Below are 18,604 nucleotides of genomic sequence, written 5' to 3' on the forward strand. Positions count from 1 at the left end.
AACCTGGTTCAAGATTCAAACGTCTCTTTGACGAGTCGCTTGTCTTGATATCTAGTGACTGGTCACCGACATCCCGACAAGCGCCCACATGAATTATCTGATCGATTGTTAAAGAGCAGCTCGACTCGTGTTGGAGAAGAGCATCTTGCGTTCCCGGCCGCTTGGCCAGTGCCTCGCAAGGAAGGCGTATTCTACGTGATCGGCGCGTCGTGTCAACCGGTGATCTTCAAGCTCTCGAGAGAGCGAAGCGGATGACCGAGCGTGCGGCTTCAGCGACTGAAGCACATCCGATCGAGCCCTCAGCGGGCTACCGTAGCGAGTGGCGGGCATTCTACCGATTCCGCTGACCTTGTCAATCGAGCGCTTCCGACAACCGCCAAAAAACCTCAAGAAAAACAAGCGCTTCTGCCACTCATCACCGCCTGCAACGTTGCCCGTCGCCGGCAGCGGATGCGTACTGTACGGATTCTCCCGAGGCGACGCAAGGACTATTTGCCAGAATCGTGACGGCGGGATGAACAATGGATGACATCCACCCGCAGAAGGCTATCCACACCCACTCGCATGCTCGACCACCTGTGGATAGTTCAGGCCCGGCGCCCGGAGACAACAACGCCCGCACGAGGCGGGCGTCGGTCTCGCCACTCGTCAGCGCATCAGGCGACGATGACTCGCGCGTAGCGTTTCTTGCCGGCCTGGATCACGTAGCTCTTGCCGGTGTCCAGCATGGCGCTCGGCTCCACGACCTCGCCATCGACCTTGACCCGACCGTTCTTGAGCATGTCCTTGGCCTGGGCACTGTTCTTGGTCAGCCCGGCGCGGTTGAGCAGCGCGGCGATGGGCGCCTGGTCGCTGCCCTCGAAGTCGACCTCCACTTCCGGCAGGTCTTCCGGCAGCTCGCCGTCGGCCAGCTGGTTGCCGGCGCTGCGGTGGGCGCTGGCGGCGGCTTCCTCGCCGTGGTAGCGGGCGATCAGCTCGCGGGCCAGTTCCATCTTCACGTCGCGCGGGTTGGCGCCGCCCTCGACGTCGCGCTTGAGCGCCTCGATCTCCTCGTTGCTCTTCAGCGAGAGCAGTTCGAAGTAGCGCCACATCAGGCTGTCGGGCATCGACACCAGCTTGTTGAACATGGTGCCCGGCGTATCGTCGACACCGACATAGTTGCCCAGCGACTTGGACATCTTCTGCACGCCGTCCAGGCCCTCGAGCAGCGGCATGGTGATGACGACCTGGGAGGACTGACCGTAGTGCTTCTGCAGCTCGCGGCCCATCAGCAGGTTGAACTTCTGGTCGGTGCCACCCAGCTCGACGTCGGCCTCCAGGGCCACGGAGTCGTAGCCCTGCACCAGCGGGTACAGAAACTCGTGAATGGAGATCGACTGGCCGGACTTGTAGCGCTTCTCGAAGTCATCGCGCTCGAGCATGCGCGCCACGGTGCTCTGCCCCGCCAACGAAATCATGTCGGCGGCGCTCATGGCGGAGAACCACTCGGCGTTGAAGCGCACCTCGGTCTTCTCGGGGTCGAGGATCTTGAACACCTGGGCCTTGTAGGTCTCGGCGTTGACCTTGACCTCTTCCTCGGTAAGCGGCTTGCGGGTGACGTTCTTGCCGGTGGGATCACCGATGCGGCCGGTGAAGTCCCCGATCAGGAAGATGACCGTATGGCCGAGGTCCTGGAACTGACGCATCTTGGTCAGCAGCACGCTGTGCCCCAGATGAAGGTCCGGCGCGGTCGGATCGAAGCCTGCCTTGATGCGCAGCGGACGACCGGAGGCCAGCTTCTTCTCCAGCTCGTCTTCCAGCAGGATCTCGTGGGTACCACGCTTGAGCAACGCTAGCGCGTCGGCGACATCGGTCATGCTCTCCTCTCCACTCGGCAGGGCGGCCCGTTCGGGCGACGCGGGACATTGGCAATGGGCGGGGATGTTACCATGCCAGCCATCGACGGTTGAGCCCCAGAGAGAGCCCTATGCCCTACTTCATCGGCCTGATGTCCGGCACCAGCCTCGACGGCATCGACGCCGCCCTGGTCGACTGCTCGGCGACGCATCCGCCGCGCCTGATCGCCACCCGCGGCGAGCCGATGCCGCCGGGGCTGCGCGATCGCCTGTGGACGCTTTGCCACGCCGACGGCGCCAGCTTCGCCGACCTGGCCGCGGCCGAGCAGGGCTTCTGCGAGGCCCAGGCCCGGTCGGTGGCCGGGCTGCTGGCGGATGCCGGGCTCGCTCCCGCCGACATCGCCGCCGTCGGCAGCCACGGCCAGACCATCGAGCATGCGCCCTGGGGCCACGCCACGGGGCCGGCCTATACCCTGCAGCTCGACAACCCCAGCCTGCTGGCCGAGCTCACCGGCTGCCCGGTGGTCGCCGACTTCCGCCGCCGCGATCTCGCCGCTGGCGGCCAGGCTGCCCCCCTGGCCCCCGCCTTCCATCAGGCGCTGTTCCGCGCCCCCGGCCAGTGGCGCCTGGTGCTGAACCTGGGCGGCTTCGCCAACCTCACGCTGCTGCCACCCGGAGAAGACGACCGCGCCCCGCTGGGCTTCGACAGCGGCCCGGCCAACGCCCTGCTGGACGCCTGGCACGCGCGCCACCGCGGCGGCGCCTACGATGCCGACGGCGCCTGGGCGGCCTCGGGCCGGGTCGACGAGGCCCTGCTCGAGCGACTGCTCGCCGAGCCCTTCTTCCATCGCCCGCCGCCGCGCAGCACCGGGCGCGAGGTCTTCCATCTCGACTGGCTGGAAACACACCTCCATGGTCACGAGCGGCCCGAGGACGTGCAGGCCACCCTCGCCGAGCTGACCGCGGCCAGCGTGGCGCTGGCCGTGGAGATGGCCCGCGACGCCTACGACGCGCCGCCCGCCGCATGCCTGATTCCCTGCGGCGGCGGCGCTCACAACCCGGATCTGCTGGCCCGCCTGGCGCGACGCATGCCCGACACACGGCTGGACACCACCGAGGCCTTCGGCTGGTCGCCCGACTGGCTCGAGGCCGCGGCCTTCGCCTGGCTGGCCTGGTGCCGCCTCGAGGGCCAGCCCGGCAACCTGCCTTCGGTCACCGGCGCCGCCGGCCCGCGAGTGCTGGGCGGGCTCTTCGCGCCCTGACTCATACATCCCGCACCGACACCGACGACGACCGATACTGGCAATACCTGAAAAGTCGACGAGCGAAGGCTAGACCAGGCAAAAATCGGCGAAAGGCCGGAGTTTACGAGCCGTAAATGAGGACCTTGAGCCGATTTTTAACGCCGTATAGCCGAGCGCAGTCACTTTTCGAACAGGCCCTAATAGTCGTCCTCGCCGCGCAGCGAAAGATGGCTGGCCGCCTCCCTGGCCTGCGCCAGCCCCACGCCGCGCTCGTCGCCGTACTTGATCATCATGCGCAGGTCGTTGGCCGAGTCGGCGTGCACCAGTACCACCTCCTCGCTGACCTGCCCCTTCCTGTAGAGGTCATAGAGCGCCTGGTCGAAGGTCTGCATGCCCAGGTCACGGGAGCGGGCCATGACGTTCTTGATCTCGGACACCTCGCCCTTGCGGACCAGGTCGGCGATCAGCGGCGACTTCAGCAGGATCTCGATGGCCGGGCAGCGGCCCCCGTCCAGCGTCGGCAACAGCTGCTGGGCGACGATGGCCTGCAGGTTGAGCGACAGGTCGAGCCACACCTGATCGTGCCGCTCGTGGGGGAAGAAGTGGATGATCCGGTCCAGCGCCTGGTTGGCGTTGTTGGCGTGCAGGGTCGCCAGGCACAGGTGGCCGGTCTCGGCGAAGGCCAGGGCATGCTCCATGGTCTCCCGGGTGCGGATCTCGCCGATCAGGATCACGTCCGGCGCCTGGCGCAGGGTGTTCTTCAGCGCCACCTCGAACGACTCGGTATCGATGCCCACCTCGCGCTGGTTGATGATCGCCTTGTTGTGCGGGTGAACGTACTCGATCGGATCCTCGATGCTGATGATATGGCCGCCGAGGGTCTCGTTACGCCGCTGGATCATCGACGCCAGGGTCGTCGACTTGCCGGTGCCGGTGCCGCCGACCACGAACACCAGCCCGCGCTTGATGTTGGCCAGCTCGCCCAGCACCGTCGGCAGCGACAGCTCCTCCAGGTGCGGGATCTCGAAGGCGATCCGGCGCAGCACCATGGCCGGCTGGTTGCGCTGGCGGAAGGCGCTGACGCGGAAGCGCCCCCGCCCCGACAGGCTGAGGGCGAAGTTGGCCTCGTGTTCATCGTCGAAGCGCGCCCGGTGATTCTCCGGCATCGCCGCCGCCACCAGCTCGCCGACCTGCGCCATCGACAGCCCCTCCTCGCCCATGGGCATCAGCTTGCCGGCCATCTTCAGTGTCGGCGGCGCACCCACCGAGATCAGCAGGTCCGAGGCCTCCTGCTCGATCATGATGTCGAGCAGCTGATACAGCCATTCTTTCGCGGTCATCGTCGCTCTCCTTCGCTGTCACACCGTCAGCCGGCCAGTACGGCCCGCGCCTTGGCCTGGGCCTCGTCCCGGGCCACCACGTTGTCCGCCACCAGCCGCGACAGCGCCGAGTCCAGGGTCTGCATGCCCAGGTTGCCGCCGGTCTGCAGCGACGAATAGATCTGCGCCACCTTGTCCTCGCGAATCAGGTTACGCACCGCCGAGGTGGCGATCAGGATCTCGTGGGCCGCCACCCGGCCGCCGCCCTGGCGCTTGAGCAGGGTCTGGGAGATCACCGCCTGCAGCGACTCGGAGAGCATCGAGCGCACCATGGCCTTCTCGTCGCCGGGAAAGACGTCGATGATCCGGTCGACGGTCTTGGCCGCCGAGGTGGTGTGCAGGGTGCCGAACACCAGGTGCCCGGTCTCGGCCGCGGTCAGCGCCAGCCGGATGGTCTCCAGGTCGCGCATCTCGCCGACCAGGATCACGTCCGGGTCCTCGCGCAGGGCACTGCGCAGCGCCGGCGCGAAGCCCCGGGTGTCGCGATGCACCTCGCGCTGGTTGATCAGGCAGCGCTTGCTGCGATGCACGAACTCCACCGGATCCTCGATGGTGAGGATATGCTCGAAGCGGTTGTCGTTGATGTGATCGATCATCGCCGCCAGCGTGGTGCTCTTGCCCGAACCGGTGGGGCCGGTCACCAGCACCAGGCCGCGCGGCAGCATCGCCAGGCGGCGGAACGTCTCGCCCAGCCCCAGGTCCTCCATGGTCAGCACCTCGGAGGGAATGGTGCGGAACACCGCCCCGGCGCCGCGCGCCTGATGGAAGGCGTTGACACGGAAGCGCGAGACTCCCGGCACCTCGAAGGAGAAGTCGGTCTCCAGAGACTCCTCGAAATCGCGCCGCTGACGATCGGTGAGGATGTCGTAGATCAGCTTGCGGACCTCGCGATCCTCCATCGCCGGCACGTTGAGCCGGCGGATATCGCCATCGACCCGGATCATCGGCGGCAGGCCGGCCGAAAGGTGAAGATCCGAGGCCTTCTGTTTTGCCGAGAATGCCAGCAGTTCGGTAATATCCATGCGGTTCCCCTGCTCCCGGGATTAAGGTGTTCTTAGTATGGTAGACCTCGCGACATGACGGACCTGGCACTTTGTGATGCCCTGGCCAACGCACGCCACCGCCTCGAGGCGGCACTGGCCGATGCCGGCCGCGCGCCCGACGGCGCGACGCTGCTGGCCGTGAGCAAGACCAAGCCCGCCGCCATGATCCGCGAAGCGCACGCCCTGGGCCAGCGCGATTTCGGCGAGAACTACCTGCAGGAAGCGCTGGAGAAACAGGCCGAGCTCGCGGAGCTGGACGATATCGTCTGGCACTTCATCGGCCCGCTGCAATCGAACAAGACCCGCGACGTCGCCGAGCACTTCGCCTGGGTGCACAGCCTGGAGCGCGAGAAGATCGCCCGCCGCCTCGACGCCCAGCGGCCGGAGACGCTGCCGCCGCTGAACGTCTGCCTGCAGGTCAACATCAGCGACGAGCCCTCGAAGTCGGGCGTGTCGCCGGCCGAGCTACCGGCGCTGGCCGAGGCCGTGCTGGCCATGCCGCATCTCGCGCTGCGCGGGCTGATGGCGATACCGGCCCCGGCCGACGACCCCGCCGCCCAGCGTCTGCCCTTCGCGCGACTGCGCGAGGCGCTGGAGGACCTGCGCGAGCGCTTCCCCGCGGCACGGCTCGATACCCTCTCGATGGGCATGAGCGGCGACCTGGAGGCCGCCGTGGCCGAGGGCGCCACCCAGGTGCGACTCGGCACCGCCATCTTCGGCGCACGGGACACCTCCGCTTGATCACTCACGGCGCCGCCGGCCATGCCGCCGGCGGCCTATTCGCCGACCCACACAGGACTGAACGCATGGCAAGCCAAGTCACCTTCATCGGCGCCGGCAACATGGCCGGCGCCATCATCGGCGGCATGATCGACAGCGGCTATTCCCGCGACGCCATCACCGCCACCTCGCCCAGCGACGACAGGCTCGCCCCGATGCGCGAGAAGTACGGCATTCACACCGCCACCGACAATGCCGCCGCCGTGGCCGAGGCCGATGTGGTGGTGCTGGCGGTCAAGCCGCAGATCATGCAGGACGTCTGTGCCGGCATGCGCGACGCCGTTCAGGGGCGCAAGCCGCTGATCCTCTCGGTGGCGGCCGGCCTGTCCGCCGAGACCCTCGAGGCCTGGCTCGGCGGCGAGCTCGCCGTGGTGCGCTGCATGCCCAACACCCCCTCGCTGGTCGGCGCCGGCGCCGCCGGGCTCTACGCCAATCCGCGGGTCAGCGAGGCCCAGCGCGAGCTGGCGACCGAACTGCTCGAGGCCGTGGGCCTGGTCGAGTGGGTCGAGGAGGAAGGCCTGCTGGAAGCCGTGACCGCGGTCTCCGGCAGCGCCCCGGCCTACTTCTTCCTGATGTTCGAGGCCATGGAAGAGGCCGGCGCCAGGCTAGGCCTGCCCGCCGACACCGCCCGCCGCCTGGCCATGCAGACCGCCTTCGGTGCGGCGCGCATGGCCATGGACAGCGACCAGCCCCCGGGCGAGCTCAAGCGCAACGTGATGTCGCCCGGCGGCACCACCGAACGCGCCATCTCGCACTTCGAGGATGCCGGCATGCGCCGCATCGTCGCCGACGCCATGGACGCCTGCGCCGCCCGCGCCCGCGAGATGGCCGAGGAACTCGGCAAGCACTGACGGCCGCGCCACGGCGCCCGATCGCACAAGACATGGAGGAGCCCCGATGGGCAGTCAACTGGGAAACGCCGGCCTGCTGCTGGTCAACACCCTCGTCAATATCTATCTGTTCCTGCTGATGCTGCGCTTCCTGCTGCAGGCATCCCGGGCCGATTACTACAACCCGCTCAGCCAGTCGGTGGTGAAGATCACCCAGCCGGTGGTGCGCCCCTTCCAGAGTTTCCTGGGGCCGGTGATGGGCCGCTTCGACCTAGCCACCCTGGCGGCCGGCTTCGTGGTCAAGCTGATTGCCATCGTCGCCATCCTGCAGCTGGCCGGCTACGGCATGGCGCCGATCACCAACCTGGCCATCGGCGGCGTGGCGGCGCTGGCCAACGCCATCCTCAAGATCTATTTCTTCGCCCTGATCGTGATGATCATCCTCAGCTGGGTGTCGCCCCGCGCCAGCCATCCGGCGGCGATCCTGGTCATGCAGCTGGTGGAACCGATCATGGCGCCGGTGCGCCGAGTGATCCCGCCGCTGGGCATGATCGATCTCTCGCCGATCGTGGTGTTCATCGCCATCAACCTGATCGACGGCGTCGTGGTGGGCTCGCTGACCCGCGCCGCCGGCGTCGTCGGCGTGCTGGTGGGGCTCTAGCAGACACGTCGCCGACGATCCGGGAATCGCGATGAGCGTTTCCGGCGACCAGCCGTCGCGAGGGCGCCATGAACCCATCCATGGGCGCTACCTTGGCCCTGCGGCGCTCTCGCGTCCTGCTCCGTTGGCAGAGCCTGTGCTGACCATCCATGGCCAGCCCGTTCGGCGAGAGTCGCCTCAGCCATGGCCAAAAACCCCTCGCGCCGGCTCATCCCCGGCGCTGATCGAGCCAAGCCTCCCGGCACGCCTCGACCACCAACGAAAACGACTGGACACGCTGACAGATGACCGAGCTGCCCCGCGATTCGGTCGGCCTGGTGACGCCGCAGACGGCGCACTTCGACGACCCCCTGGACCTGGCCTGCGGCCGCACGCTGCCGGCCTACGATCTGGTCTACGAGACCTACGGCACCCTCAACGCCGAGGGCACCAACGCCGTGCTGATCTGCCACGCCCTGTCCGGGCATCACCATGCCGCCGGCTACCATGCGCAAGACGACCGCAAGCCCGGCTGGTGGAACGCCCATATCGGCCCCGGCAAGTCGATCGATACCGATCGTTTCTTCGTGGTCTCGGTGAACAACCTGGGCGGCTGCCACGGCAGCACCGGGCCGACCAGCGACAACGCCGAGACCGGCACCGCCTGGGGCCCCGACTTCCCGATGATGACGGTGGTCGACTGGGTGCACAGCCAGGCGCGCCTGGCCGACCGGCTCGGCATCGCGCGCTTCGCCGCGGTGGTCGGCGGCAGCCTCGGCGGCATGCAGGCGCTGCAGTGGACGCTGACCTATCCGGAGCGCGTCGCCCATGCCGCGGTGATCGCCGCCACGCCCAAGCTGTCGGCGCAGAACATCGCCTTCAACGAGGTCGCCCGCCAGGCGATCCGCTCCGACCCCGAGTTCTTCGACGGCCACTACGCCGAGCAAGACGCCCTGCCCCGCCGCGGACTCAAGCTCGCCCGCATGGTGGGTCACATCACCTACCTGTCCGAAGACGCCATGGGCACCAAGTTCGGCCGCGACCTGCGCAGCGACGACTTCAACTTCGGCTACGACGTCGAGTTCCAGGTGGAGTCCTACCTGCGCTACCAGGGCGACGCCTTCTCGACCTCGTTCGACGCCAACACTTACCTGCTGATGACCAAGGCGCTGGACTACTTCGACCCGGCGTCGGCCCACGGCGGCGACCTGGCCGCGGCGCTGGCACCGGCCGACTGTCCCTTCCTGGTGGTCAGCTTCACCAGCGACTGGCGCTTCCCGCCGGCGCGCTCGAAAGAGCTGGCCAACGCCCTGGTGCGCGCCGGCAAGGCGGTCAGCTACGCCAACATCGACTCGCCCCACGGCCACGACGCCTTCCTGCTGCCCGAGCCCCGCTACCAGGCGGTGTTCGCCGCCTTCATGGAACGCGTGGCCCGCGACCAGGGACTGGAGGACCGCTCATGATGCGCGCCGACCTGCAACGGATTCACGACTGGGTACCAGAGGGTGCCCGAGTGCTCGACCTGGGCTGCGGCGACGGCACCCTGCTGGCGGCCCTGGCCGAGCACAAGAAGGTCACCGGCTACGGCCTGGAGATCGACCCCGACGGCATCACCGCCTGTCTGGCCAAGGGCGTCAACGTCATCGAGCAGAACCTCGATGCGGGGCTCTCCAACTTCGAGGACGACGCCTGCGACCTGGTGGTGATGACCCAGGCCCTCCAGGCGCTGCGCCGCCCGGACCGCATGCTCGACGAGATGCTGCGGGTGGCCGGCGAGTGCATCATCACCTTCCCCAACTTCGCCTACTGGCGCCACCGGGCCTATCTCGGCCTGCGCGGCTACATGCCGGTGTCCAAGTCGCTGCCCCACGCCTGGTACGACACCCCCAACATCCACCTCTCAACCTTCAACGATTTCGAGCAGCTGTGCCGCGACAAGGGCCTGATGATCGTCGACCGGGCGGTGGGCGTCGGCAGCCGTGGCGGCAACTGGGCCTCACGGCGCTGGCCCAACCTGTTCGGCGAGATCGCGATCTTCCGCGTCACCCGGCGCTGAGCGGGCGGGGCGCCGCCCCGCCGTGTCCTGGCCCGTCAGCGATAGCGGCGCTCGAGCTCGACCGGCAGCGCCTCGCCCAGGCTCACGGCCACCGGCCGCCCCGCTTCCCGCCTGAAGCGGCAGGTCCGCGCCATCACCTCCACGCCCTCGCCGGCCACCCGGCGCAGCGCCTCGGCATAGGCCGGGTCCAGGTGGCCGGCCGGCGCCACCGAACGAATGCCCTCGTGGGCCACGCAGAACAGCAGCACGGCACGGTGGCCCTCGGCGGCGAGCGTGGCCAGGGTCTCGAGGTGCCGGCGCCCGCGCTCGCTGACCGCATCGGGAAAGTAGCCGTGGCCGTCGTCCTCGCGCAGGGTCACCTGCTTGACCTCGACAAAGGTGGTCGCGCCCGCCTCGCCGTCCAGCCGGAAGTCGAGTCGTGCGCGACGGCGACCCGCGCCTTCCACCCTGGCCTCGCGCTTCAGCGTACCGGCCCCGGCCAGCGCCTCGACCGTGCCCGCCACCAGCGCCTCCTCGACGATGCGGTTGGCCCGGCCGGTATGCACCGAGGCCAGGTCGACGCCGCCCTCCGGCCGGGGCAGCTCGATCAGCTCCCAGGTCCAGGCCAGCTTGCGCCTGGGGTCGTCGCTCGGCGACAGCCATACCCGGCAGCCCGGCACGTTGACCGCACGCATCGAGCCGGTGTTGGGGCAGTGGGCGACGACCTCGCGGCCGTCGTCCAGGCGCACGTCGGCCAGGAAGCGCTTGTAGCGGCGCAGCAGCACGCCCGGCACCAGCGGCGCGGCATAGTCCATCAGGCGCCCTCCTGGCGACTCAGGAACCGTCCCAGCCGCGTCACGGCCTCCTCCAGCCGCTCGACGCCGGTGGTGAAGGCGATGCGCACGTGGCTTTCGCCGCCCTCGAGGGCGAAGTCGGTGCCCGGGGTGATGGCCACGTTCTCCTCCTCGAGCAGGCGCCGGCAGAAGGCCTCGCTGTCGCGGGTGTAGCGGGACACGTCGAGCCACAGGTAGAAGGCCCCCTGGGGCGGCCGGTCCGGCGCCAGCCCCAGCCGCTCGAGCCCTGCCAGCAGGGCATCGCGACGCAGCGCCAGCTCCCGGCGACGCGCCTCGAGGAGCTCGCGGCATTCGGGCTCGAAGGCCGCCAGCGCGGCGTGCTGGGCCGGCGTCGGCGCCGACAGGAAGACGTTCTGCGCCAGCCGGGTCAGCGGCTCGACCGCCGCCTCCGGCGCCACCAGCCAGCCCAGGCGCCAGCCGGTCATGCCGAAGTACTTGGAGAAGCTGTTGACCACGAAGGCCGCCGGCGCCACGGAGGCGGCGGAGAGCGGCGCGAGGTCGTAGCACAGCCCCTGATAGATCTCGTCGACCAGCAGATGACCGCCGCGTGCGGCGACGCTGTCGGCCACCGCCGCGAGCCCCGCGGCATCGAGCATGTGCCCGGTGGGATTCGACGGCGTGGCCAGCATCGCCAGCCGGGTGTCGTCGCGCCAGTGGCGGGCGACGGTCGCGGCGTCGAGCTGCCAGCCGCTGGCCGGTCCCACCGGGACCGTATCGACCTCGGCGCCGGCCAACGCCATGAAGTGGCGATTGCAGGGATAGGTGGGATCGGCCATCAGCACCCGGTCGCCGCCCTCGACCAGCAGCTGGCTGGCCAGCAGCAACGCGCCGGAGGCGCCGGGGGTGACGATGATCCGCGCCGGATCGACCTCGGCGTCGAAGTAGCGCGCGTAGTGCCCGGCGATCGCCTCGCGCAGCGCCGGCAGGCCCGCGGCCGGCGTGTAGCGGGTATGCCCCTCGGCCAGGGCTCGCTGGCCGGCGGCCTGCACCGGCTCGGGGGTGGGGAAGTCCGGCTCGCCCACCTCCAGATGGATGACGTCGTGGCCGGCGGCCTCGCGGGCCTGGGCCGCCTCCAGCAGGCGCATCACGCGGAAGGGAGCGACGGCGTCGAGTCGCGAACTCCAGGACATGGGCATCTCCTTTGCACGGCATGCCATGGCAGGTCTCTCTCCGATCTGCCATGGTCAAAGCCTGCATGTTACGACTTTTGTTGTGCTGGCGCAGTCAAGCACCGGGAGGGGGATTGCAAAGATCGCGTTTTTTCGCTAAACAAGCATCCCTTTGGCGTGAGATACCTTGAGCAGCGTATCGGGTATTGATCAGCAGTCACACAAGACACGAGGCAGTCCCATGCCAGTAGCAGAAAAGAAAATGGAAGCGCCCAAGAAATTCACCCCGTACGAGCCGGCACCGGGTGAAGAGTATATGAACGACAAGCAGCTCGAGCACTTCCGACAGATCCTGCTGGGCTGGAAACAGGAGCTCATGGAGGAAGTGGATCGCACGGTGCGCCATCTTCAGGAGGAGGCGAACAACTACGCCGACCCCGCGGATCGTGCGACCCAGGAGGAAGGGTTCAGCCTCGAGCTCCGTACCCGCGACCGCGAGCGCAAGCTGCTCAAGAAGATCAACGAGACCATCGAGAAGATCGACGAGGACGACTACGGCTTCTGCGACGCCTGCGGCGTCGAGATCGGCATCCGCCGCCTCGAGGCGCGTCCCACCGCGACCCTGTGCGTCGACTGCAAGACCCTCGCCGAGCTCAAGGAGAAGCAGCTGGGCGGCTGATGCCCGGCCGTCACCGCTTCCGCGACGGGCGCCGCCGGCGCCCGTCCGCCCCGTCTTTCCCGCTCCGGAGCCGCCCATGAGTGCCTATCGTGGCCGCTTCGCCCCGACCCCCTCGGGTCCGCTGCACTTCGGCTCGCTGGTCGCCGCCCTGGCCAGCTACCTGGACGCGCGTCACGCGCGGGGCCACTGGGGCCTGCGCATCGAGGACGTCGATCCGCCGCGCTGCCCGGTCGGCGCCGCTGATGCCATCCTGCGCCAACTCGAGGCCTTCGGCCTGCACTGGGACGGCCCGGTCGCCTGGCAGGGCCCTCGCCACGACGCCTATGCCGCCGCCCTGGAACGCCTCGAGGCGAAGGGCCTGGCCTATCCCTGCAGCTGCTCGCGCAAGCAGTGGCGCGACCATCCCGTCTATCCCGGCTGGTGCCGCGACGGCGTCCGCGAGCCGGACAAGCCCCTGGCCTGGCGGCTGCGCAGCGACCTCGGCCTGCGCCCGGTGCGCTGGGAGGACCGGCTGTTCGGCCCGCAGGTCTTCGACCCGGCCGAGCTCGGCGACGTGGTGCTCAAGCGCAAGGACGGCCTCTGGGCCTATCAGCTGGCGGTGGTGGTCGACGACGCCGAGCAGGGCATCAACGAGGTGGTGCGCGGCGCCGACCTGCTCGACAACACGCCTTGGCAGCGCCAGCTGCAGCAGGCCCTGGGCCTGCCCGAGCCGCGCTACCTGCACCTGCCGCTGGTAATGGGCGACGACGGCCAGAAACTGTCCAAGCAGAACCTGGCCCCGGCGCTGCCGGAGACCGAGCCCGAGGCGCGGCCGCTGCTCCACCGCGCCCTGACCCTGCTCGACCAGGCCCCGCCGGCCGGGCTGGCCGAGGCACCGGTGGCCGAACAGCTCGAGCACGCCGTCGCGCACTGGGCGCCGGAGCGGCTGCGCGCCGACCCCGAGCGGCGCCTGACGGGCGCCATCGCCGGCTGAGGAGACGCCGTGTACGTCTATCGCATCGTGCTGTTCCTGGTCTTCGCCGGCTACCTGTTCTCGCCGCTGCTGATGAGCGGCTGGGGCAGCCCCGGCGCCGCCTGGTATCGCCCCTTCCTGATCTGGGCCGGGCTGATCGCCCTGACCGTGTGGCTGGAGCGCAAGCGCCGGCTCGATGAACAGCGCCAGGAGGAGCTCGAATGAGCCTCGCCGACCTGCTGGGGCTGGGCATCGGCTACCTGCTGCTGCTCGCCCTGTGCGCCCTGGCGGTGGATCGCGGCTGGCTGCCGACGCGCCTGGTGCGCCATCCGGCGACCCACACCCTGGCGCTGGGCGTCTATGCCAGCGCCTGGGCCATCCACGGTACCCTCGAGCAGGCCGACCGCAGCGGCTTCGGCTATCTGGCCTATTACCTGGGGGCGGCCGGCGCCTTCCTGCTGGCGCCGATGCTGCTGGTGCCGATCCAGCGCATGGCCCACACCTACCAGCTGGCCTCGCTGGCCGACCTGTTCGCCTTCCGCTTCCGCTCGCGCTGGGTGGGCACCCTGGTCACCCTGGTCAGCCTGCTGGCGGTGCTGCCGCTATTGGCGCTGCAGGTGCAGACCATGGGCAACGCCATCCGGCTGCTGTCAGGCAGCGGCGCCCGGGAGTGGCTAGCGCTGGGCTTCAGCGCCCTGATCGCGCTGTTCGCGATCTTTTTCGGCGCCCGGCACACGCATCTCAACACACGCCAGGACGGCTTGCTGGCGGTGATCGCCCTGGAGTCGGTGGTCAAGCTCGGGGCCATGCTGGCATTGGGGGCCTTCGCGCTGTTCGGCATCTTCGACGGCCCCGGCGACCTGCAGGCCTGGCTCGACGGCCCCGGGCACCTCGCCCAGGCCGAGACCCATCCGCTGGCCCCGGCCCAGTGGCGCACCCTGCTGATGCTGTTCTTCGCCGCGGCCTTCCTGATGCCGCACATGTTCCACATCACCTTCGCCGAGCCGCTGGGGCGCCGCACCCTGCTGCGCGCCGGCTGGGTGATGCCGCTGTTCCTGCTGCTGATGGCGCTGCCGGTACCGCTGATCCTGTGGGCCGCCCAGCGCCTCGGCGTCGACGCCTCGCTCACCGGCAGCGCCTACCTGGCCTTCGGCCTGTCGTCCTCGTGGTGGGTCGGCGCCCTGGCCTTCCTCGCCGGCCTGGCCGCGGCCAGCGGCACCATGATCATCATCTCCCTGGCGCTGTCGGGGATGATCCTCAACCACCTGGTGCTGGTGGCCCATCCGCCCATCGCCCAGCCCGACCTCTACCGCTGGCTGCGCTGGCTGCGCCGCGGGCTGATCGCCGCGGTGATCGGCGGCGGCTGGCTGTTCTATCGCACCGTGGGCGTGCATCACGATCTCTCGACCCTGGCGATGGCCTCGTTCGTCGGCATGGCCCAGTGCCTGCCCGGCATGCTGGCGCTGCTCTACTGGCCCGGCGCCAACCGCAAGGGCATGGTCACCGGCCTCACGGTGGGGGTGGCGATCTGGCTGGCCGGGCTGTGGCCGTCGCTGCTCGGCGGCGCCCCCTGGCTGCCGCCGATTCCCCCGGGCCTGGAGGCACTGGCCGACGAGCCCGACTGGTATCTCGTCACGCTGGTCTCGCTGGCCGCCAACGTGCTGAGCTTCATCCTGGTCTCGCTGGCCACCCGCACCTCGGCCGGCGAGCGGGCGGCCGCCGAGGCCTGCTCGGTGGACGCCGTGGTGCGCCCCATGCGCCTGCCGCTGGTGGCCGCCAACGGCCTGGAGATCAAGCGCCACCTGGCCCGGGCGCTGGGCCAGGAGGTCGCCGAACGCGAAGTGGAACGCGCCCTGGCGGCGCTGCAGATGTCGCCCCTCGACGGCCGTCCCTATGCCCTGCGCCGGCTGCGCGATCGCATCCAGGCCAACCTCTCCGGGCTGATGGGGCCCTCGGTGGCCCAGGACATCGTCGACCGCTTCCTGCCCTATCGCCAGGATGGCCCCGGCGCCACCGAGGACATCCACTTCGTCGAGAACCGCCTGGAAGACTATCGTCCGCGCCTCAACGGCCTGGCCCGGGAGATCGACGGCCTGCGCCGCTACCACCGCCGCACCCTGAGCCGGCTGCCGGTGGGGCTGTGCGCCTTCGGCGAGGACGGCGAGCTGCTGATGTGGAACGACGCCCTGGCCGAGCTCTCCGGCATCCCCGGCGAGACGGTGATCGGCGCCCACCGCGACACCCTGCCGCCGCCCTGGAACGAGCTGCTGGGCCGCATCCTCGCCGAGCCGGCCAGCCAGCTCTACAAGCAGCCGGTGACGCTGGCGAACGGCCCGCGCTTCCTGAGCCTGCACAAGGCCGAGCGGCAGGACGAGCGCGCCACCCACGGCGGCAACGTCATCCTGGTGGAGGATCACAGCGAGATGAAGTGGCTCGAGGACGAGCTGGTGCACGCCGCACGCCTGGCCTCCATCGGCCAGCTCGCCGCCGGCGTGGCCCACGAGATCGGCAATCCCATCACCGGCATCTCCTCGCTGGCCCAGAACCTGCGCTACGACACCGACGACCCCGAGCTGCGGGAGACCGCCGACCAGATCCAACAGCTCACCGACCGCGTCTCGCGCATCGTCGGCTCGCTGGTCGGCTTCGCCCACGGCGGGCGTCACGTCACCGGCGCCGCGTTTCAGCCGGTGTCGATGGCCGAGGTCACCGACGAGGCCCTGAACTTGATCCACCTCGCCCGCTCGGGGGAGGATATCCGGTTCGAGAACCGCTGCCCGCCGACACCGCGGGTGACCGGCGATGCCCAGCGCCTGCAGCAGGTGATGATCAATCTGCTCGGCAACGCCCGCGACGCCAGCGAGCCAGGCGGCCGGGTGGGCGTCGCCGCCGAGCCGGAGGGCGAGCGGCTCAGGGTCACGGTCACCGACGAGGGCCACGGCATCGACGAGCGGGTGCGTGACCACCTGTTCGAGCCCTTCACCACCACCAAGCCCGCCGGCGAGGGCACAGGGCTCGGCCTGCCGCTGGTCTACAGCATCGTCGCCGAGCACGGCGGCCAGATCGACATCGAGTCCCCGCCCGCCGGGCAGGCCCATGGCACCCGTATCCTGCTGTGGCTGCCCCTCCACCGAGAGGATGCTGAGAGCACCGATGAGCCGGATCCTGATCGTTGAAGACGAAGCCATCATCCGCAGCGCCCTGAGGCGCCTGCTGGAGCGCCACGAGCACCGGGTCAGCGAGGCCGGCTCGGTGGACGAGGCCCTGGCCCTCGATCCCCAGGGCTTCGACCTGGTGATCAGTGACCTGCGTCTGCCCGGCGATCCCGGCACCGCGCTGATCACCCGCGTCGCCCCGGTACCGGTGCTGATCATGACCAGCTACGCCAGCATGCGCTCGGCAGTGGAGGCGCTGAAGCTCGGCGCGGTGGACTACGTGGCCAAGCCCTTCGACCACGACGAGCTGCTCGAGACCGTGTCCCGGGTACTCCACCAGCGCGCCCTGCAGCAGGGCGAGCCGCCCGACATCACCGCCCCCGGCGGCGAGCGCCAGCCGATGATCGGCAACTGCCCGGCCATGCAGACGGTCTACACCCGCATCCGCAAGACCGCGCCGGCCGACGTCACGGTGCTGATCCAGGGCGAGTCCGGCACCGGCAAGGAGCTGGTGGCCCGCGCCCTGCACCGGCAGAGCAAACGCGCCGCCGCCCCGCTGGTGTGCGTGAACTGCGCGGCCATCCCGGAGACGCTGATCGAGTCCGAGCTGTTCGGCCACGAGAAGGGCGCCTTCACCGGCGCCAGCGCCGCCCGCACCGGCCTGGTCGAGGCCGCCGACGGCGGCACCCTGTTCCTCGACGAGATCGGCGAGCTGCCGCTGGACGCCCAGGCCCGGCTGCTGCGGGTGCTGCAGGAGGGCGAAATCCGCAAGATCGGCTCGGTCGAGACCCGCCACGTCGACGTGCGCTTGATCGCCGCCACCCACCGCGACCTGCATGCGCTGTCGCGCACCGGCGGCTTTCGCCTCGATCTCTACTACCGACTCAACGTGATGCAGATCGACCTGCCTCCGCTGCGCGACCGCGAGGACGACATCCTGGAGATCGCCGACGCGCTGCTGAAGAAGGCCTGCCGCCGTCACGAGCGCGAGGGCCTCAAGCTGTCGCGGGCCGCCCGGCGGATGATCCGCGACTGCCCCTGGCCCGGCAACGTGCGCGAGCTGGAGAACGCCCTGGAGCGCGGCGTGATCCTCGCCGAGGGCCACCTGATCCATCCCGACGATCTGGGGCTCGGCCCCGCGCCCCATGGCGGTGCGGCCGCGCCGGCGCCGCCCGTTCCCGACGACGAGCCGCCCGCCTCCGGCGGCGGCGATCGAGCGGACGAGGAGGAAGAGGATCTGTCCCTGGAAGACTATTTCCAGCACTTCGTGCTCGAACACCAGGACCAGATGAGCGAGACCGAGCTGGCCCAGAAGCTCGGCATCAGCCGCAAGTGCCTGTGGGAGCGCCGCCAGCGCCTCGGCATCCCGCGCAAGAAGGGCCCTCGCCGCGGCACCGGCTGAGGCGACGGGCGACGGGCGACGGGCGACGGGCGACGACCCTCTCTACGACCAAAGCACTAACGCCCGCGGCCTCGGCCGCGGGCGTCGTTTTTACGGTATTCGATGGCGTGCGCGCACCATTTGTTACCTTCCCACACAGCATTTGCCCCATAAGCGGGCAGCCTGGGTAACACTTTCCGGGCTCACATCGGGAACGCTCGCCATTAGAAATAACAAGCACATGTTTTTAAAGTATTTTTTAAATAGTGGCATACCGCCTGCTACGTATAGGGCAAGAAAAACAATGCCGGATGCCACCCGCGGCCACCAACAACCACAAGGCCAGCGAGCGGTGACGGGCCCGACCCCACAACAACAAGACCACGGGCCGAAGACACACGAGCGCCATTGCCGACAACAAGCACAACAGCGGCAGCCGGCGCGAGTCCTTCGAGGCAACAACAACAAGACGCTCGAAGTCCGGAATCAGGACGCGACGCACCCGACCCGGCCACCACCAACAACAAGGGCCGTCAGAGGTGCACCCCCGTCAACAACAACAAGACGTCGGGGGGAGGCAATCATCTGCCGTCGTGGTTGGATTATTGTTTTGAATACGAGGCGGTCACTTTCAGGAACGTCCACAAAGACAACAACATTGCTTGCCTGAGCTCCTTGGTGACTGTGG

At 69.1% G+C, this 18,604-nt stretch carries 16 protein-coding genes; 11 read left to right on the forward strand and 5 right to left on the reverse strand.

All coding sequences use genetic code 11. The features are described 5' to 3' along the window. Window positions 1-656: 656 nt before the first annotated feature. Entirely contained in the window at window positions 657-1,856 is a 1,200-nt protein-coding gene (gene tyrS / locus ACGTNF_RS12220; RefSeq protein ID WP_394601942.1) for a tyrosine--tRNA ligase, read from the reverse strand. A gap of 110 nt (window positions 1,857-1,966) precedes the next feature. Here tyrS and ACGTNF_RS12225 point away from each other — a divergent pair, with 110 nt between their 5' ends. Next, window positions 1,967-3,097, forward strand: a complete 1,131-nt coding sequence (locus ACGTNF_RS12225; protein ID WP_394601943.1) for an anhydro-N-acetylmuramic acid kinase — start codon at window positions 1,967-1,969, stop codon at window positions 3,095-3,097. A 179-nt stretch (window positions 3,098-3,276) separates the two neighbouring features. Here ACGTNF_RS12225 and ACGTNF_RS12230 read toward each other — a convergent pair whose 3' ends face one another. Both ACGTNF_RS12230 and ACGTNF_RS12235 read right to left on the reverse strand, forming a co-directional pair. Then, on the reverse strand, window positions 3,277-4,419 hold the full coding sequence (locus ACGTNF_RS12230) for a PilT/PilU family type 4a pilus ATPase (protein ID WP_394601944.1): 1,143 nt from the start codon (window positions 4,417-4,419) through the stop codon (window positions 3,277-3,279). 26 nt (window positions 4,420-4,445) lie between these two features. Beyond that, the gene (locus tag ACGTNF_RS12235; protein WP_394601945.1) at window positions 4,446-5,480 is read right to left on the reverse strand and encodes a type IV pilus twitching motility protein PilT; all 1,035 of its coding nucleotides are present in this window, start codon (window positions 5,478-5,480) and stop codon (window positions 4,446-4,448) included. A 54-nt stretch (window positions 5,481-5,534) separates the two neighbouring features. Between ACGTNF_RS12235 and ACGTNF_RS12240 the strand changes: the two genes are divergently transcribed. The 5 genes from ACGTNF_RS12240 to metW all read left to right on the forward strand — a co-directional run bounded on the left by ACGTNF_RS12240 (window position 5,535) and on the right by metW (window position 9,807). Continuing rightward, complete coding sequence (locus ACGTNF_RS12240) at window positions 5,535-6,242, forward strand: YggS family pyridoxal phosphate-dependent enzyme (protein WP_394601946.1); 708 nt, start codon at window positions 5,535-5,537, stop codon at window positions 6,240-6,242. A gap of 65 nt (window positions 6,243-6,307) precedes the next feature. Continuing rightward, window positions 6,308-7,132 (forward strand): pyrroline-5-carboxylate reductase, encoded by an 825-nt coding sequence (gene proC, locus ACGTNF_RS12245; protein ID WP_152479877.1) that lies wholly within the window; start codon window positions 6,308-6,310, stop codon window positions 7,130-7,132. Window positions 7,133-7,178: 46 nt separating this feature from the next. Beyond that, window positions 7,179-7,772 carry a YggT family protein gene (locus ACGTNF_RS12250; protein WP_394601947.1) on the forward strand — a complete coding sequence of 198 codons (594 nt, stop codon included), beginning with the start codon at window positions 7,179-7,181 and terminating at the stop codon, window positions 7,770-7,772. Window positions 7,773-8,056: 284 nt separating this feature from the next. Beyond that, the gene (gene metX / locus ACGTNF_RS12255; RefSeq protein ID WP_394601948.1) at window positions 8,057-9,214 is read left to right on the forward strand and encodes a homoserine O-succinyltransferase MetX; all 1,158 of its coding nucleotides are present in this window, start codon (window positions 8,057-8,059) and stop codon (window positions 9,212-9,214) included. After that, complete coding sequence (metW, locus tag ACGTNF_RS12260) at window positions 9,214-9,807, forward strand: methionine biosynthesis protein MetW (RefSeq protein WP_152480262.1); 594 nt, start codon at window positions 9,214-9,216, stop codon at window positions 9,805-9,807. The genes metX and metW overlap by 1 nt, the downstream gene beginning before the upstream one ends. A 35-nt stretch (window positions 9,808-9,842) precedes the next feature. On the opposite strand, the gene sfsA is transcribed toward metW, so the two are convergent. Together sfsA and ACGTNF_RS12270 are read right to left on the reverse strand one after the other, a co-directional pair. After that, window positions 9,843-10,601: a DNA/RNA nuclease SfsA gene (gene sfsA / locus ACGTNF_RS12265; protein ID WP_394601949.1), complete on the reverse strand. Its 759-nt coding sequence runs from the start codon at window positions 10,599-10,601 to the stop codon at window positions 9,843-9,845. Beyond that, window positions 10,601-11,770 carry an aminotransferase class I/II-fold pyridoxal phosphate-dependent enzyme gene (locus ACGTNF_RS12270; RefSeq protein ID WP_394601950.1) on the reverse strand — a complete coding sequence of 390 codons (1,170 nt, stop codon included), beginning with the start codon at window positions 11,768-11,770 and terminating at the stop codon, window positions 10,601-10,603. Before ACGTNF_RS12270 ends, sfsA begins: the two co-directional genes overlap by 1 nt. Before the next feature lie 220 nt (window positions 11,771-11,990). On the opposite strand from ACGTNF_RS12270, the gene dksA reads away from it, so the two are divergent. From dksA to ACGTNF_RS12295, 5 genes are all read left to right on the forward strand, one after another. Beyond that, on the forward strand, window positions 11,991-12,428 hold the full coding sequence (gene dksA, locus ACGTNF_RS12275; RefSeq protein ID WP_026068301.1) for an RNA polymerase-binding protein DksA: 438 nt from the start codon (window positions 11,991-11,993) through the stop codon (window positions 12,426-12,428). A gap of 76 nt (window positions 12,429-12,504) precedes the next feature. Then, window positions 12,505-13,401 (forward strand): tRNA glutamyl-Q(34) synthetase GluQRS, encoded by an 897-nt coding sequence (gluQRS, locus tag ACGTNF_RS12280; RefSeq protein WP_394601951.1) that lies wholly within the window; start codon window positions 12,505-12,507, stop codon window positions 13,399-13,401. 9 nt (window positions 13,402-13,410) lie between these two features. Then, window positions 13,411-13,605 carry a hypothetical protein gene (locus tag ACGTNF_RS12285; RefSeq protein WP_016853963.1) on the forward strand — a complete coding sequence of 65 codons (195 nt, stop codon included), beginning with the start codon at window positions 13,411-13,413 and terminating at the stop codon, window positions 13,603-13,605. After that, window positions 13,602-16,556 carry an ATP-binding protein gene (locus ACGTNF_RS12290; protein ID WP_394601952.1) on the forward strand — a complete coding sequence of 985 codons (2,955 nt, stop codon included), beginning with the start codon at window positions 13,602-13,604 and terminating at the stop codon, window positions 16,554-16,556. The genes ACGTNF_RS12285 and ACGTNF_RS12290 overlap by 4 nt, the downstream gene beginning before the upstream one ends. Next, window positions 16,534-17,937, forward strand: a complete 1,404-nt coding sequence (locus tag ACGTNF_RS12295; RefSeq protein WP_394601953.1) for a sigma-54-dependent transcriptional regulator — start codon at window positions 16,534-16,536, stop codon at window positions 17,935-17,937. Before ACGTNF_RS12290 ends, ACGTNF_RS12295 begins: the two co-directional genes overlap by 23 nt. Window positions 17,938-18,604 lie beyond the last annotated feature (667 nt).

Source organism: Halomonas sp. B23F22_10, assembly GCF_043496975.1.
Taxonomy (GTDB): domain Bacteria; phylum Pseudomonadota; class Gammaproteobacteria; order Pseudomonadales; family Halomonadaceae; genus Halomonas; species Halomonas smyrnensis.